Raw genomic sequence first — 15534 nt, 5'->3', positions numbered from 1 at the left:
GGCGGCCGCCGACTCCGGCGTCGCCGCCCGGCCGATCACCGACTTCGACGCCTATCTCGACCAGTTGAACCGCTTCGTCTGGCGTTCCGGTTTCATCATGAAGCCGATCTTCGCGGCCGCGAAGAAAGCGGAGAAGAAGCGCGTGATCTTCGCCGAGGGCGAGGACGAGCGCGTGCTGCGCGCCGCCCAGATCCTGCTCGAGGAAGAGATCGCGCGGCCGATCCTCATCGGCCGGCCGCAGATCATCGAGACGCGCCTCAAGCGCTACGGCCTGCGCATCCGCCCGGGCGCCGATTTCGAGGTCGTCAATCCCGAGGACGATCCGCGCTACCGCGACTATGTCGACCACTATTTCAGCCTCGTCGGGCGGCTCGGCGTCATCCCGGAAGCCGCCCGCACCATCGTGCGCACGAACCAGACGGTGATCGGCGCGCTGGCCGTCAAGCGCGGCGATGCCGACGCGCTGATCTGCGGCGTCGAGGGCCGCTATGCGCGGCACCTGCGCGACGTGTCACAGATCATCGGCAAGAAGGACGGCGTCATCGACTTCTCGGCGCTGAGCCTGCTGATCTCCCAGCGCGGCGCCACCTTCTTCACCGATACCTACGTGACCTACGACCCGACGGTCGAGGAGGTAGCGGAGATGACGATCATGGCGGCGCAGGAAATTCGCCGCTTCGGCATCACGCCGCGCGCCGCACTCGTCTCGCACTCCAATTTCGGATCCCGCGATTCGATGAGCGCCAGCAAGATGCGCAAGGCGATGGCGCTCGTGCGCGCGATGGCGCCGGATCTCGAAGCGGACGGCGAGATGCACGGCGATTCGGCGATTTCGGAGGTGCTGCGCCAGCGCGTCATGCCGTCGAGCACGCTGACCGGAGAAGCGAACCTGCTCGTCTTCCCCAATCTCGACGCCGCCAACATCACGCTTGGCGTCGTCAAGACGATGACCGACAGCCTGCATGTCGGCCCGATCCTGCTCGGGGCCGCCCAGCCCGCCCACATCCTCTCGCCGTCGGTCACCTCGCGCGGCGTCGTCAACATGGCGGCGCTGGCCGTGGTGGAAGCGTCCAACCCGGCGTAGGGCCAACCTGGCCTCATACCAACCTGCGCTGATATCGACCGACTGCGCCGGAGCGATTTTGGCCTGCGGACGGTGTTGAAAATCCTCGCCGGACGACCGCAGACGGGCCACCGCAATCGGTCAATGTCAGTGCAGGTTGGCGTTACGCCTGCCGATCGATTCGCACGCTGCCGGCGTCAGGTCACCGGCAGGGAGATCGTTCCCTTGAGATAGGTCACGGCGCTTCCGACGATGCGCACGCCGTCGGGGAGCCGTTCACAGGAGAGCGCGCCGCCGCGGCGCGAGCACTGGAAGGCCGTCAACTCATCCTTGCCGAGTTTTTCGGACCAGTAGGGAACGAGCGTCGCGTGGGTCGAGCCCGTCACCGAATCCTCTGGCACGCCGTGGCTCGGCGCGAAATGGCGAGAAACGAAATCATACGCTTCGCCCCGCGCCGTGACCACGAAGCTCAGCGGCGCAAGCGCCGCGATCCTTGCAAAATCGGGTGCGAAGTCCCGCACCGCCTGCTCGTTTGCGAGTTCGACCAGCCAGATGCGCGACGAGCGGCTCACCGCAACGACCGGCATGTCCTTCACGACCTCGCTGAGCAGCGACGGGCACTCCGCGAGCGCATCGGCGGGCAGTACCGGCAGGTCCAGGGCGTAACCCGCGGAATGGCGTGCGACGCGCAATATGCCCGCCCGCGTTTCAAATGCGAAGCCGCCCTCCACACCCCGTTCCGTCGCCAGCACATGTGCCGTCGCGAGTGTGCCATGGCCACAAAAGGAGGCTTCGCTGGTCGGCGTGAACCAGCGCAGGGCCCATCCGGCGCCAGCGGGACGGACGAAGGCCGTGATCGCCACGTTGTTTTCTTCGGCAACGCCCTGCATCACCGCATCGGGCAACCAGTCATCGACCAGCAGCACTGCGGCGGGGTTTCCGGCAAATGCCCGCGTGGCAAAGGCGTCGACCTGATAGACGGCAAGGTTCGGCATTTGGGACTTTCCCGCATTCGGGGGCAAAAGTTGGTCCGGCGACGGGCTCTGACGAGCGTCTTCAGACGTTTCGCGCAACACGTCCTCGAGGGATATCCGCCGACGCCAGCGCCCCGGCGAGGCTCCACGGAGCGCGCGCCGTCCAGACGCGCCTCAGACGTTCTTGAGCCGCTTCGACCACTCCGTCGCCTTGCCGCTGCCGGCGTCGCGCCAGGGCGAGCCCTTGAGGCCGAGCTTGCCCCGCAGGCCCATGCCGGAAATGATCAGCCGGTTCATGCGCGAACGGATGAAGGGCAGCGACGCGATGTGCAGGCCGGTGAAGGGCAGGAAGGGATTGCGGCGCAGCGACCCGTAGATCTCGACGCGCGTCGTCGTCTTGTCGCTCGCCGAACGGGCATGGAAGCCGTGCGTGTCGGCAACGATCAGCGTGTTCGCCTTCACCGTCATCTTGACCGGCTGGCCGTAGCCGAGCGCGCCGAGTTCGTCCGGCATGATGCGCAGCGAGCCGCGGGCGGAATACTTGTTTTCGATCGAATCGGAATTCTCGCTGATGCGGCGCTCCCAGTTCATCCGCTGCAGCGTCACCTTGTGCGAGCCCGGCACATAGGCGAAGGGGCCGTCCTCCTCGCCGACATCCTTGAGGAACAGCCAGGCCTTGGCGGTCGGCTGGAAGGTGTCGCTGTGCAGCGCCGTCTGCGGATCGGCGGCGCCCTGCTTCGAGACGGCCGTCGGCAGCGCCATCACGACCTGCACGACGAGCAGCGGCTCGCCGGCATGCGAGGAGACGTAGCGCAGGAGGCTCTTCAGCCGCGGGTCGTTGCGGGCCGCGCGGAAGCCGGGCAGCGTTTCAAGATCGCGGTCGTCGATGATGGCGCGGCGCGTCACCGTCGAGCCCTGCAGCATGTCGTGCCGCTCGAAGTCGCGCGTCTCGAGTTCCTTCGCCACCTCGGCGAAGACCTCCGGCGGCAGGAAGTTCTCGATGCGGACGAAGCCGGTCTCCTCGTATTGCTGTCGATGCTCCGGAGCGACGCCGGCAGCGAGCGAACGGCGCCGCCAGTCGGCCATGCGCATGGCGATCGAGACGCGCTTCTCGTGCAGGCCCTTGCGGTTCAGCCACTTGCTGCCGATCACCGGATTGTCGGCGAAGGATTTCGCACCGGAAGCGAGCTGGAGGGCGTAGAAGGGGCTGAGAAGAACCGATGAGAGACGCATGTGACCTGCCGTTCTGGTTGTCGTGCCCGTCGCCGGCGGCGGCCGAAAGCCAAGGCCCTGCGCGGGATTTCCGTCGGCAATTTGCTACACCATGGCCCTCGCGAGATCAATTGACCTGCCGGAGGGAGAAGCGGACTATTTCCGTCAAGTAAAGACATGCCCGGCGCGGTTAATCACAAATTGCGGAGTCGGTTGCACACCACCGGCGACGGCCTATGATAAGATCGGAAACTCGCTCCGCCCGGCGGAGCCGCAATCGGACATGTTCACGGTGAAAACGCGCCTGCGCTCCCTTCTGGTCGCCGCATTGGCCCTGCCGCTCCTCGCCGCGGCCGCGGGCGCGGAGGCCGCGGTCTGCGACCGGCTGAACGCGCGTCTCGCAAGCCTGCCGCGCGTGACCGGCGATCCCGCCGCCGCGCGAAAATATGCCGGCGCCATCGCACAGCAGAACATCCAGTTGCGCAAGGCGAAAAGCGACCGGCGCCGGCTCGGCTGCGGCTCGGCGAGCGTCACCGTCGTCGGCGGTCCGAATGCGGAAAGCTGCCGCGCAGTGCTGACCGCCATCGACAAGATGGAGCGCAACCTCCAGATCCTCGAAAAGAAGCGCCGCGAGTTCGCGAGCGCCGGCGGCGACAGCGGCGCCCGCCGGCGCATCGAACAGGCGCTCGCGGCCAATGGCTGCGACGCGGACGACAGCCGCGTCATGCCGGTGACCGCCACCGGAAAATTCAAGGTTCTCGATATCGAGCGGCCGAGCGCCGTCGCGTCGGAACCGCTTCACGACGGCCGTTCGGCCCTCAGCCTGCGCCCGCTCGGCGACATGCCGCGCAGCGGCGGGCTTAGGACCGTCTGCGTGCGCACCTGCGACGGCGGCTTCTTCCCGATCTCCTCGGGCGCCACGCCGCTCGACTTCCGGCGCGACCAGAAGATCTGCGCCGCCATGTGCCCGAACACGGAGACGGAGCTCTTCTACCACTCGATCGCATCGCAGGAGACCGACCAGATGGTCTCCTCGCTCACCGGCCAGCCCTATTCCGTGCTGCCGAACGCCTTCGCCTACCGCACGCGGGATCTCTCCAAGCCGGACCGCTGCGGCTGCAACCTTTCGGCCTATTACAAGGCGATGATCCGGCGCGAGGCGGCGGCGGAGGGCGGCGAACCCCCGGAGCAGACCGGATCGATCACCACTATCACAACGACGGCCGGGGAAAAAGAGCCGCCCGCCGCCGAACGCAAGGTGATCGAACGCCCCTGGCACCCGGACAAGGACAAGGTGCGCATCGTCGGCCCCGTGTTCCTCCCCACCGAGGAATCGGCGATCGATCTCAGACATCCGCTCGGCGGCGACTACAACTGATCGTCCGTCTCGCCACGCCAGCGGTCCTCGAAGACGAGGTCCTCCAGCGGCAGGCGCTGGCGCCAGCCCTTCACCGCGAGTTCCGGCGCGGCGTAGAGCCGGTCGACATAACCGAGGCAGAGCCAGGCGACGATCTCGATCCGCTCCGGAATGCCGAGGATCGCCTTGATGTCGCAGTCGTGGAAGATGCTGACCCAGCCGACGCCGACGCCCTCGGCGCGTGCGGCGAGCCAGAGGTTCTGCACGGCGCAGACCGTCGAATAGACGTCCATGCGCGGATTGTGCGTGCGGCCGAGCACCACCGTGCCGCCGCGCTCGGGATCGCAGGTGACGCAGATCGAGAGCGGCGCCTTGCGGATGCCCTCGAGCTTCAGCGAGCGATAGAGCGCCTGCCGCTCGCCGGCAAACATCTCCGCCGCCTCGGCATTGGCCTTGCAGAACGCCTCGTGCGCGGCGGCACGGATAGCCGGATCGCGGACGAGGACGAAGTTCCATGGCTGCATGAAGCCGACGGACGGCGCATTGTGCGCCGCGGCGAGAAGCCGGCCGACGAGGTCGTCCGGCAGCGGATCGGGCAGGAACTCGTCGCGCACGTCGCGGCGCGTCTCGATGGCGCGGTAGACGGCCCGCCGCTCGGCAGGGCTGAAGGCTTCCGCACGGACCGGATGGTCCTCGGGCAAAGGTCGCATCGTCATCTCCCCAACAATGCACGGGCGCATGACCGCCCCGACCTTCCGCCGTCCGCGCGGATCGGGTCTATCGTGTCAGGCCGGTCTTCCGACTCCGGTTCATCCGCGGCACCTGCCTTCCCGGTTGAAGAACCAGTGGCAATATATTGAAGGGAAAAACCTTCCGGCGCTCGCGTCCCCGTCACGGCGTTGGGCACGTTCCGGAATAGGCGCAAACTTCGCCGCCACCGGATTCCCGATTCTCCCGCCGAGCGGCGGGCACCTGACGCCGTCATATGCGCATGTCGCGGCCGCCGGATCAAGGGCCGCCGGCGACACGCAGGGCGTCGACGCGCGTCAGGCGGCCTTGGCGCTTTCCGCCGCCGCCCGTTCCGCGTCGCCGGCATAAACCGCCCGGTTCCGCCCGCCGTTCTTCGCCGCATAGAGCGCGACGTCGGCCACGACCATCAGGTCGTGCACGGTCTCGCCATGCAGCGGGAAGCAGGCGATGCCGGCGCTGCTGCCGACCCGGAGCAGCTGCCCGTCATGGGCGATGGGGATCTGCGCATCGCGCACCAGCCCGTTCGCGAGATCGAGAAGCGACCGCTCGTCGAGCTCGCGCTCGACCAGCACCGCGAACTCGTCGCCGCCGAGCCGCGCGACCGAGCCGCGCCTGCCCACCCGCTCGCTGAACCGGCGCGCCACCTCCTTGAGCACGACGTCGCCCGCCGCATGGCCATGGTGGTCGTTGACGGCCTTGAACCTGTCGAGGTCCATGGCAAAGACGGCAAAGGGCGCCAGGCCGGCCCGTCGGGCGGCCGCGGTGATCACCTCGTCGAAGCCCGAACGGTTGAGTAGCCCGGTCAACGGATCGTGGCGCGCCAGGAAGGCGTTGCGCGCCTCGCTCTTCTGCAGCGCCTTCACGAGGGAGGAGAAGCGCGTCGTGACGAAGAGCATGACGGCAACGAAGGCCGCTACGAAAAGCGCGATCTGCGGCAGCGCCATCGTCCAGACATAGGCGCCCGGGATGTTCGGCCGCCACGAGGCGACCAGCGGGTTGAAGGCGTCGCGCCCGATCGGTGTCAGCATGAGGTTCGGATCCTCGGTGACGATCGGGGCAAAACCGAGCTGCATCAGGCCGAGCCGCCGCTCGGCATCGGCGAGCAGCCTTGCGGAAATCGGCTTCACCGTCACCATCAGCGTCGGCGCCTTGCGACCTTCGGGGATGAACAGGTCCTTCGGCACGACGGCCTGCACGACGACGATGCTCATCTTGCCGTTGATGAGGCGCAGACCCGTCGTGAAGATTTCCGGCAGGGCCGGTGTCAGCATGTCCCGGTCGCTTTCCGGTCTCTTGAGGCGCCAGCCGCCCGCCGCCGGTTCGAGCGCCGCGAAATAGGCGGACTCGGCCTTCTGGGTAAGATCCACCACCCACTTCAGGAGATAGCCGGCCTTCTCCTGCGAGACGGCCTCGCCGTCATGCACCGCACCGGCAACCTCGCCGGAGGCCGCGGCAAACACCATCCAGGAGAAGCCGAAATCGGCCCAGAGCCAGTCGCGCAGCTCGCGTGTCACGAAATCGTCGCTCAGGCGGCCGTCGGCCAGTTCCTCGAAACTCCTGTCCCAGACGGACATGGCGCTCTGGTAGAGCACCACCTGTTCGATCTGCCGGTCGAATTCGTTGCGCACCAGCCGCTTTTCGGTCTCGCCGACATAGCTGTCGGCCTGGCGCACGGCGTAGTCGAGCACCATGAAGTTGGCGGCCGCAAACAGCGTGACGATCACCACGCCCGCAACCGCAATCATCCATTTCACTTTGCCGTGGCGGCTGGCCACCTGGCCTGTCGTGCTGCTGCCCATCGCTCTGCCCACTTTGCCCCCGCGCGCTTCTTTGGCGCGCATGTGGGACGAAGCCTAACCGCGAGAGAGCAACATTCGTTTAAATAAGCTGGTGAGCGGATCCTTAATTGCAGAGAACCGCGGCGGGCCGCGGTCCTCCGGGCGCGCTTCCGGCAGATCAGGTCGCCGCGGCCGCCCGAGCCTCCTTCAGCAGTCGGCGGAGCGCCGCCGGCGCATCGAGGCGCCGGGCGAACTCGACGAGGCTTTCGCCCGCCGGGCTCCGCTCGCGCGGGTCTGCGCCGCGCGACAGGAGCAGCGCCGCCATGTCGGTCGCGCCGATCGCGACGGCAAAGCCGAGCGGCATCAGCCCGTCGCGCGACGGATCGGGTCGGCCGTGTGCCGTCCGGAAGGTCCGGCCGAGCAGCGACGGGTCCGCGTCGAGCAATGCCGCCACCCGGTCGGAAAGGCCGAAGGCGATTGCAGCGAAGATGTCGAGCCTCTGCGTCTTCAGATAGGCGACCGTCTCGGCATGGCCGTTGTAGTCCGCCCAGCCGATCGGCGGCGCATGGTGGTAGGGATCGCGGAGCGTCGGATCGGCGCCCGCGCCGATCAGCGCCTTCACCATGTCGAGTTCGCCGTGCAGCGCCGCCTCGTGCAGCGGCGTGCGCGAGGTCATGCGGTTGACGTCGAAGCCGAGCGCCAGCATCAGCGCCACCTGCGCGCGCTCGCCACGGCCCGCCGCGTCGTGCAGCAGCGCCGGATGCGCGGCCTGCACGCGGTCGACGAGCGCCGGGTCGGCGGCGGCGAGCGCCCCGGCCTCGGCGTCTGCGCCGGCCGAGATGGCGCGTGCCAGCCGGTCGGCATCCGACAGGCCGACGGGCGCCGCACCGCGCGAGACGAGAAACGCGGCTAGCGCCGTGTCGCCGCCGAGCATCGCCCATTCGTAGGGCGTCCGCCCGTCGACCGGACGCAAGACATCCGCGCCGTTTTCGACGAGCAGGCGCACGCGCGCGGCCATGCGGTTCTTCAGCGCCCAGGCAAGCTGGTAGTCGAAGACCCGCTCGCTGTTTTCGACCATCCCGCCGTCCGCCCGCACCAGCCAGGTGTTGCGGTCGTCCGGCGACAGGCCGTGGGCGATCAGCAGCGCCAGGCACCGGTCATCCGGTTCGAACATGCGGTTGTAGAGCGCCTGGCTGTCATTTGCCGCGGCACCTGCGGCAAGCAGCAGGCGCGCGAAGGCGTCGCAGTCCGGATGCTCCGGCTGGCGCTCCCTGCCCGCCTCCCCCTCGCCGAACACGCCGGTCAGCACGGTGAAGCGGTACTGGCCGTCGTCCAGCCAATGGGCGTTCACGTCGGCGCCGCGCTCGACGAGCAGACGGGCGGCCGGCAGCGACGAGCGGCCCGGCAGGCGGGCATAGGCGGCGTAGAGCAATGGCGTCCACTGGAACGGCCCGCCCCTGGCGTCGAGAAGACCGGGATCGCGGTCGAGCAGGCGCCCGACGCGCCCCGCGTCGCCGCAGGCCGCCGCGGCATGGATACTGCCGCCGGTGATCTCCGGATGGGCCTCCAGCAGCTCCGCCGCGGCGCGGTAGCGGGCCGGGTCGGCCGCGATGTCCGACCGGTAGCTGACCGAAACGAGCGCGAGGAACCGGTCGATGAGCTGCTCGACGGAGAACGCACCGGGGATGCGGGCCTCCAGGAACCCCTTGAGCTTCGTCCAGCCGGAAAAGCCGTATTCGCGCGCCAGCACGAGCTGCGCGTCCTGCAGGCCGACGGTTGCGGGATCTGCGAAATAGGGTCTCGCCCGCGCCGCGGCGGATGCGTCCCCTGCCTTCAATGCCTTGAGAAAAACCTTCGCGTCCCTCTTGAGGGAACGGAGCGTGGCTGTCGCGGGAAGTGACCGCGTGGTCATGACGACCTCCTTTCAACACCGTCCGGTATCCGCGCCCACAGACTGAAAAGAGGTGTGGCAGTCATAGCTTCATGTCGTCAGGTGGGCCCTGCCCTTCCCGCGGATCGGAAGTTCCCTGCGAACGGGCGACCGATACCACGGCGCTTCGGCGGCTGTCCAGCCGGGGCGCGTCAGGCTGCCGGCGCGTAGCGCACATAGGCGAAGGAGCGGCCGTCCGGCGCCCAGTTCGGCACGTTCATCGTGCCCTGCCCGCCGAAGAGCCCGAAAAGCTCGCGGGCGTTGCCGCCGTCCATGTCCATGAGCCTCAGCCGCACGTCGAGATCGCGCGGATGATCGAAGACGTCGCCGTCATAGGAGAGCACGAGCAGGGTGCGCCCGTCCGGCGCGGGATGCGGAAACCAGTCGCCATAGGGGCTGTCGGTGACGCGCGTGACGTCGCGGCCGTCCGGCCGGATGCGCCAGATCTGCATGCGGCCGGTCCGGCTCGAGTTGAAATAGATCCAGTCGCCGTCCGCCGACCAGTCCGGACCGTCGTTGCGTCCTTCCGCGAAGGTCAGCCGCCGCTCCGCGCCGCCGGTCACGGCGATCGTGTAGATGTCGAATTCCTGGTTGCGGATGCCGCAGTAGCAGAGCGTCGCCCCGTCCGGCGACCAGCCGTGCCAGTAGGACGGCAGGTTTTCGGTCACCAGCCGCGGCGCGCCGCCCTCGGCCGCCAGCACATAGATTGCCGACCTGCCGAATTCGGTCTTGTCGGAGATCGCGATCAGCCGGCCGTCCGGCGAGAGCCCATGGTCATTGTTGCAGCCGGTCGCAAAGCCCGTGTCGATCCGCTGCAGCCCGCCGCCGGCAAGCGGCAGCCGGTAGAGCAGCCCGTCGCCGTTGATGACGAGGAACTGCCCGTCGCGCGAAAAATTCGGCGCCTCGACGAGCTCGCCCGTCTGCCAGACGACCCGGCTTTCGCCACTGACGATGTCGTAAATTTCGACAGAGCTGCGCATGGAACCTCGCGTATAGACCGTCAGGCGGCGATCACCTTGCGTACCGGCTTCAGACGCAGTTGCCTACATCCATCCGCCCCGGTTCTCAACTCGACGGCATCACAGCGGCCAAGCAACTTCGACAGCGTCGCAGACCCGAAAGCGCGCGGCTGAAAGCCGGGCTCGACGGCTTTGAGTGCCTGGCTCAAGCGCCCGACGTCAATCCATCCACCCGCGCCTCCGATCGTGTTCAGCGCGGCCTTTAGAAGCGCCGGCAATGTGTCGATAGCCTTGGGCTCCACAGGCGGCGCGGGTTTCTTCTCCTGTGGTGAGGTCACCAGCCCAAGCGTGACGAAACGGTCGACCGCCTCGCGAAAAACCGGCAGGGCCTTTCCTTCGCCGACCGCCACGACGGTCTTGCCGCGGCAGCGGATACGGATAGCAAGTGCTGCAAAATCACTGTCCGAGGTGGCGAGGCAGAAGAGATCGATGTCGCTGCTGCAGAGCAACTCGATCGCATCCACGGCAATCGCGATATCTGCGCTGTTCTTCCCGCCGAACGACTGTACGTGACAGATTTCAAATGCCTGCGACGCGGCAATTTCCAGCCATTGTTTGAGGTTCCCGCGGAGGAAATCGCCGTATAGTCGGCGCTCCACGACAGTGCCGAGCCGAGTCGCCTCCAGTATTATGGCCTTCGCGTGCGATGCAGGCAGGTTTTCCGCATCGACCAGCACCGCAACCTTGACCATCGTCAGCCTGCCTCCACCAACTCACACCAAAGGAGGAAGAGTGACGGGTACAGCAAGCAGTTGCAAGGCAGATCGCTGGAAGCGGTTAACGTGCGACTACCCCCGGTCTCGGAACCGGTTGGTGATCGGATAGCGGCGGTCGCGGCCGAAATTCTTCTTGGTGATCTTCACGCCCGGCGCCGACTGGCGGCGCTTGTATTCGGCGATGTAGAGCAGGTGTTCGATGCGGTGCACCGTCGCCTCGTCATGGCCGCGCGCCACGATCTCCTCGGTGCTCATCTCCATCTCGACGAGGCATTCGAGGATGTCGTCGAGCACGGGATAGGGCGGCAGCGAATCCTGGTCCGTCTGGTTCGCGCGAAGTTCGGCAGATGGCGCCTTGTCGATGATGGCGACGGGAATCACCTCGCCCGACGGCCCGAGCGCACCCGCCGGCACATTGTCGTTGCGCCAGCGCGCCAGCGCATAGACCTGCATCTTGTAGAGGTCCTTGATCGGGTTGAATCCGCCGTTCATGTCGCCGTAGAGCGTCGCATAGCCGACCGACATTTCCGACTTGTTGCCGGTTGTCACCACCATCGAACCGAACTTGTTGGAAATCGCCATGAGGATCGTGCCGCGCGTGCGGCTCTGCAGGTTCTCCTCGGTGATGCCTTCTTCCGTGCCTTCGAAAAGCTCGGAGAGCGACGACAGAAACCCCTGCACCGGTTCTTCGATCGGCACCACGTCGTAGCCGCAGCCGAGCGCCCTGGCGCAGTCGGCGGCGTCTTTGAGCGAATCCTCCGACGTGTAGCGGTAGGGCAGCATGATGCAGCGCACCCGCTCCTCGCCGAGCGCATCGACGGCGATCGCCGCGCAGACGGCGGAATCGATGCCGCCGGACAGGCCGAGCACGACGGTCTTGAAGCCGTTCTTGTTGACGTAGTCGCGGAAGCCGAGCAGGCAGGCGCGATAGTCCGCCTCCTCCTTTTCCGGGATCTTCGACATCGGGCCGTCGGTGCAGCGCCAGCCGCCGCCCTCCCGTTTCCAGGTCGTGAGGGCCAGCGTTTCCTCGAACTGGCTCATCTGGAAGGCGAGCGTCCGGTCGGCGTTGAAGGCGAAGCTCGCGCCGTCGAAGACGAGCTCGTCCTGGCCGCCGAGCTGGGCGGCGTAGAGCATCGGCAGGCCGGTCTCGATCACCTGCTTCAGAACGACCTGGTGGCGGATATCGACCTTGCCGCGGTAATAGGGAGAGCCGTTCGGCACGAGCAGGATTTCCGCGCCGCTTTCGGCCAGCGTCTCGCAGACGCCGAGGTCGCCCCAGATGTCCTCGCAGATCGGGATGCCGAGGCGGATGCCGCGGAAATTGACGGGACCCGGCATGGCGCCCTGGTCGAAGACGCGCTTCTCGTCGAACTCGCCGTAGTTCGGCAGGTCGACCTTGTCGCGCACCGCCACCACCTTGCCGCCATCCAGCACGGCGATCGCATTGTAGCGGCCCGCCTCGTCGCTGCGGGGAAAGCCGACGATGACGCCCGGCCCGCCATCGGCGGTGTCGGCGGCAAGCTCGTCGACCGCGCGGCGGCAGGCCTTCAGGAAGGCCGGTTTCACCACGAGGTCCTCCGGCGGGTAGCCGGACAGGAAGAGCTCGGTGAAGAGCACCAGATCGGCCCCCTGCCGCGCGGCGTCCGCGCGCGCCTCGCGCGCCCGGGCAAGGTTGCCCGTGACGTCGCCGACGGTCGGGTTCAACTGCGCGACGGCAATGCGCAAGGTGTTGGTTTCGTTGCTGTCACTCATGCTTGGCGGTCCCGTGATCCTGCTGTGCCCGGTCTCCGGACGGTGCCTGCGCGCCACCGGAAGCGACGCTAGCTCTTTAGAGCATGACGCTGCGTTTGGAAATGAAGCGACGGACGATCGGCGAAAAACTTGCCGGATGCGCGCAGCCGACGCGAAACCGGCGCGTGCGGCGCGATGAACCCACGGGAACAACAGCGTGCTACCGCCATTCATCCCCTGTTCAAAATGACAGTTCTATGACACCTGTACGAAAGTTTTGTGAATTCCGGAGTGTCCCTTGGCCATCATTCCCGCCGGTGCCGCCGCTTCTGCCCGCGAGCGGTTCTCGACCCGCTTCGGGACGCGATCCGTCGTTCGCCGCGGTCTGGTCACGGTCCGCTCGCTGGCCGCCACCTTCTGCCTGGCGCTGCTCTGCGTCGCGCTCGTCGAGATCATCACGCGCAAGTCCGCCCTCGAGACCTTCACCTTTTTCACCAATCCCGAGCAGCCCGCCTGGGCGATCACTGCCGTCGTCTTCCTCGTCTTTCTCGCGCTCGACGCGCTGATCGGCCGCCAGCACAAGGCGATGCTCGTGCTGGCCCCGCTGCTCGTGCTCGCCGGCTTCATCTCGCAGCAGAAGCAGGTCTTCCTCACCGACCCGCTCTATCCGACCGACCTGCTGTTCGGCCGCCAGATCATGGAACTGATGCCGGTGATCGTGAAGGACCGTCCCTGGACGGCGCTCGCCGTCTTCGCGGCCGCGCTCGCCGCCGCCATCGGCCTCGTCGCGGTCTGGGTCTTCGCCTGGCGCAACTTCCGGCCGCTGCGCCGCAGCGAACGCCTGTCGCGGCTCGTGCTCTGCGTGCCGTTGCTCGCCGCCTTCTTCTCGATCATGGACTACAACAACTTCTCCGAGGCGCGCGACCGGATGAAGATCTTCCCGATCATGTGGGACCAGGCCGAGAACTACCGCCACAACGGCTTCCTGCTCGCCTTCATGATCAACCTGCCGATGGCCAATGTGCAGGCGCCGTCCGGCTACATGGTCGACGCCATCGACCGCATCGGCTCCGACATCCTGCCGGCCGGAACCTCGCACCGCTCGAAGCCCGACGTCATCGTCGTCATGAGCGAGTCGCTCTGGGATCCGACGCGGCTTGCGCCGGTCACGCTCTCGCCGGACCCGATGCCGGTCATCCGCGAGAACCGGTCCGGCGCGATCTTTTCGCCGGAATTCGGCGGCCTGACGGCCAATGTCGAGTTCGAGGCGCTGACCGGCTTTTCGAACGCCTTCCTGCCGACCGGCAGCATTCCCTACCAGCAATATGTGCGCAACCCGATCCCGTCGCTCGCCACCTTCTTCCGCGGCGAGGGCTACACGGCGCGCGCGATCCATCCGTTCAAGGGCTGGTTCTGGAACCGCTCGGCCGTCTACAAGGCCTTCGGCTTCGAGACGTTCCGCGACGTCGACGGCCTGCCCGCCATGTCGATGCGCGGCAATTTCCCGTCGGACGAATCGCTGACGAAGGAGATCATCCGCCAGGCCGACATGCTGGACGATCCCTTCTTCTTCTTCGCCGTGACGCTGCAGGGCCACGGCCCCTACGAGGCCGGCCGCTATCCGCGCGAGGCGATCGCCGTCGAGGGCCTCGCCGATCCCCGCGACCGCCAGACGCTCGCCACCTATGCGCACGGCGTGAAGGAAGCCGACGACAGCCTGAAGCTGCTGATGGACTGGGCGAGGCAGCGCGACCGGGAGACCATCGTCGTCGTTTTCGGCGACCACCTGCCGCCGCTCAACACCGTCTACAGCAGCTCCGGCTTCATGCCGGGCATCACCGCCTCGCGGCGCGGTACGCCGGCGCAGATGAAGAAGGAACACGAGACGCCGCTCGTCATCTGGTCGAACAAATCGGGCGTGCTCGAGGACGTCGGCACGATCAGCCCCGCCTTCCTGCCCTATTACGTGCTGAGCCAGGCCGGTTACGAACACCCCTACTACACCGGCTTCCTCGGCAGGGTGCACGATCGCTACGACGTCGTCGACCGCTACATGCTGATCGACAGGAACAACCGGGCGAAGGCCGACTGGTCGCGGCAGAAGCAGGTCGACGGGCTCATCCGCGACTACCGCTTCCTGCAGCACGACATGATGTTCGGCCGGCAACACGGCATGGAACGCTTCTTCCCGACGCACGCCGACCTGATGGCCACGGGCTCCTGAGCGCCCGGCGTTTTTCAGCGGCGGGGCGCGGAAAAGCGCGCTAGGCTCGGAGGCGATTCCACCGGGAGCCGCCGCCATGAAGAATTTCGACGATGCCGCGCAGATCCTGTTCGGCAAGGCCGCAGAAGAGCTGGACGAGACCGAGCGCGAGGTCCTCCTGAACTCCCGGGAGGGCCGGATCCTGTCGAGCGACAGGAACGTCGCCTTCCAGTCGCGGCAGAACCTCGGCGACCGCATCGCGGACGCGATCGCCCGCGTCGGCGGATCCTGGTTCTTCATCACCGGCTTCCTGCTGTTCCTCTTCGTCTGGACCGTGGCGAACGGCTTTCTCCTGGCGCGCGATGCCTTCGATCCCTACCCGTTCATCTTCCTCAACCTGGTGCTGTCGATGCTGGCCGCCCTGCAGGCGCCGGTCATCATGATGTCGCAGAACCGCCAGGCGGAACGCGACCGCTTCGAGGCCTCCAAGGACTACGAGGTCAATCTCAAGGCGGAGATCGAGCTGATGGCGCTGCACCACAAGATCGACAGCCATGTGCTGAAGGAAATCACGGCATTGCGGACAGAGATCGAAGATCTCCGCCGCGGGCTGGCGGCAGCAAGCTAGCGAACCCGCCGGCGCGGCGGGCTCGCAAGCCAAGCCGGCATTCTTGATTGAGCAATTAAAAACGAGAAAATCCTGCCCTTCGTCGCCGGTCCCCCGGATCGCGCGGCGGATATCCGGGGACCGGCATCGAAGGCCGCCGTCCCGCCCCGTGCGGCCGGCCGCACGCTCAGCGG

The 15534-nt window shown here is 67.0% G+C and carries 12 protein-coding genes and 1 riboswitch; of the genes, 4 read left to right on the top strand and 8 right to left on the bottom strand.

Features of this window, described 5'->3' with window-relative positions:
• The coding region (locus LXM94_RS18380) for a phosphate acyltransferase (RefSeq protein ID WP_268965169.1) at positions 1–1084 on the top strand (1084 nt) is incomplete at its 5' end.
• Between the two features lie 176 nt (positions 1085–1260).
• Here LXM94_RS18380 and LXM94_RS18375 read toward each other — a convergent pair.
• Both LXM94_RS18375 and LXM94_RS18370 read right to left on the bottom strand, forming a co-directional pair.
• Entirely contained in the window at positions 1261–2058 is a 798-nt protein-coding gene (locus tag LXM94_RS18375; RefSeq protein ID WP_235772922.1) for a PhzF family phenazine biosynthesis protein, read from the bottom strand.
• A gap of 153 nt (positions 2059–2211) precedes the next feature.
• Positions 2212–3270, bottom strand: coding sequence for a phytanoyl-CoA dioxygenase family protein (locus tag LXM94_RS18370; RefSeq protein ID WP_235772921.1), 1059 nt, complete (start codon positions 3268–3270; stop codon positions 2212–2214).
• A gap of 262 nt (positions 3271–3532) precedes the next feature.
• On the opposite strand from LXM94_RS18370, the gene LXM94_RS18365 reads away from it, so the two are divergent.
• A complete protein-coding gene (locus LXM94_RS18365) occupies positions 3533–4627 on the top strand; it encodes a DUF2865 domain-containing protein (RefSeq protein WP_235772920.1) in 1095 nt (364 codons plus the stop codon).
• Here the strand turns inward: LXM94_RS18365 and bluB are convergent.
• The 6 genes from bluB to LXM94_RS18335 all read right to left on the bottom strand — a co-directional run bounded on the left by bluB (position 4618) and on the right by LXM94_RS18335 (position 12551).
• Entirely contained in the window at positions 4618–5316 is a 699-nt protein-coding gene (bluB, locus tag LXM94_RS18360; RefSeq protein WP_235772919.1) for a 5,6-dimethylbenzimidazole synthase, read from the bottom strand. The genes LXM94_RS18365 and bluB overlap by 10 nt on opposite strands.
• 61 nt (positions 5317–5377) lie before the next feature.
• A riboswitch (cobalamin riboswitch) is annotated at positions 5378–5597 on the bottom strand.
• A 55-nt stretch (positions 5598–5652) separates the two neighbouring features.
• Complete coding sequence (locus tag LXM94_RS18355) at positions 5653–7155, bottom strand: diguanylate cyclase domain-containing protein (RefSeq protein ID WP_235772918.1); 1503 nt, start codon at positions 7153–7155, stop codon at positions 5653–5655.
• 157 nt (positions 7156–7312) lie between these two features.
• Positions 7313–9046 (bottom strand): ankyrin repeat domain-containing protein, encoded by a 1734-nt coding sequence (locus LXM94_RS18350; protein ID WP_235772917.1) that lies wholly within the window; start codon positions 9044–9046, stop codon positions 7313–7315.
• Between the two features lie 170 nt (positions 9047–9216).
• Positions 9217–10044, bottom strand: coding sequence for a TolB family protein (locus tag LXM94_RS18345; RefSeq protein WP_235772916.1), 828 nt, complete (start codon positions 10042–10044; stop codon positions 9217–9219).
• 20 nt (positions 10045–10064) lie between these two features.
• A complete protein-coding gene (locus LXM94_RS18340) occupies positions 10065–10775 on the bottom strand; it encodes an NYN domain-containing protein (RefSeq protein WP_235772915.1) in 711 nt (236 codons plus the stop codon).
• Positions 10776–10871: 96 nt separating this feature from the next.
• Complete coding sequence (locus LXM94_RS18335) at positions 10872–12551, bottom strand: NAD+ synthase (protein WP_235772914.1); 1680 nt, start codon at positions 12549–12551, stop codon at positions 10872–10874.
• A gap of 277 nt (positions 12552–12828) precedes the next feature.
• Between LXM94_RS18335 and LXM94_RS18330 the strand changes: the two genes are divergently transcribed.
• Positions 12829–14754 (top strand): LTA synthase family protein, encoded by a 1926-nt coding sequence (locus LXM94_RS18330; protein WP_235772913.1) that lies wholly within the window; start codon positions 12829–12831, stop codon positions 14752–14754.
• A gap of 76 nt (positions 14755–14830) precedes the next feature.
• A complete protein-coding gene (locus LXM94_RS18325) occupies positions 14831–15361 on the top strand; it encodes a DUF1003 domain-containing protein (RefSeq protein WP_235772912.1) in 531 nt (176 codons plus the stop codon).
• Positions 15362–15534 lie beyond the last annotated feature (173 nt).

Source organism: Rhizobium alarense (assembly GCF_021555155.1).
Taxonomy (GTDB): Bacteria; Pseudomonadota; Alphaproteobacteria; order Rhizobiales; family Rhizobiaceae; genus Rhizobium_D; species Rhizobium_D alarense.
Note: the sequence above shows the minus strand (reverse complement) of the source record. Positions and strands in the feature narration are given on the sequence as shown.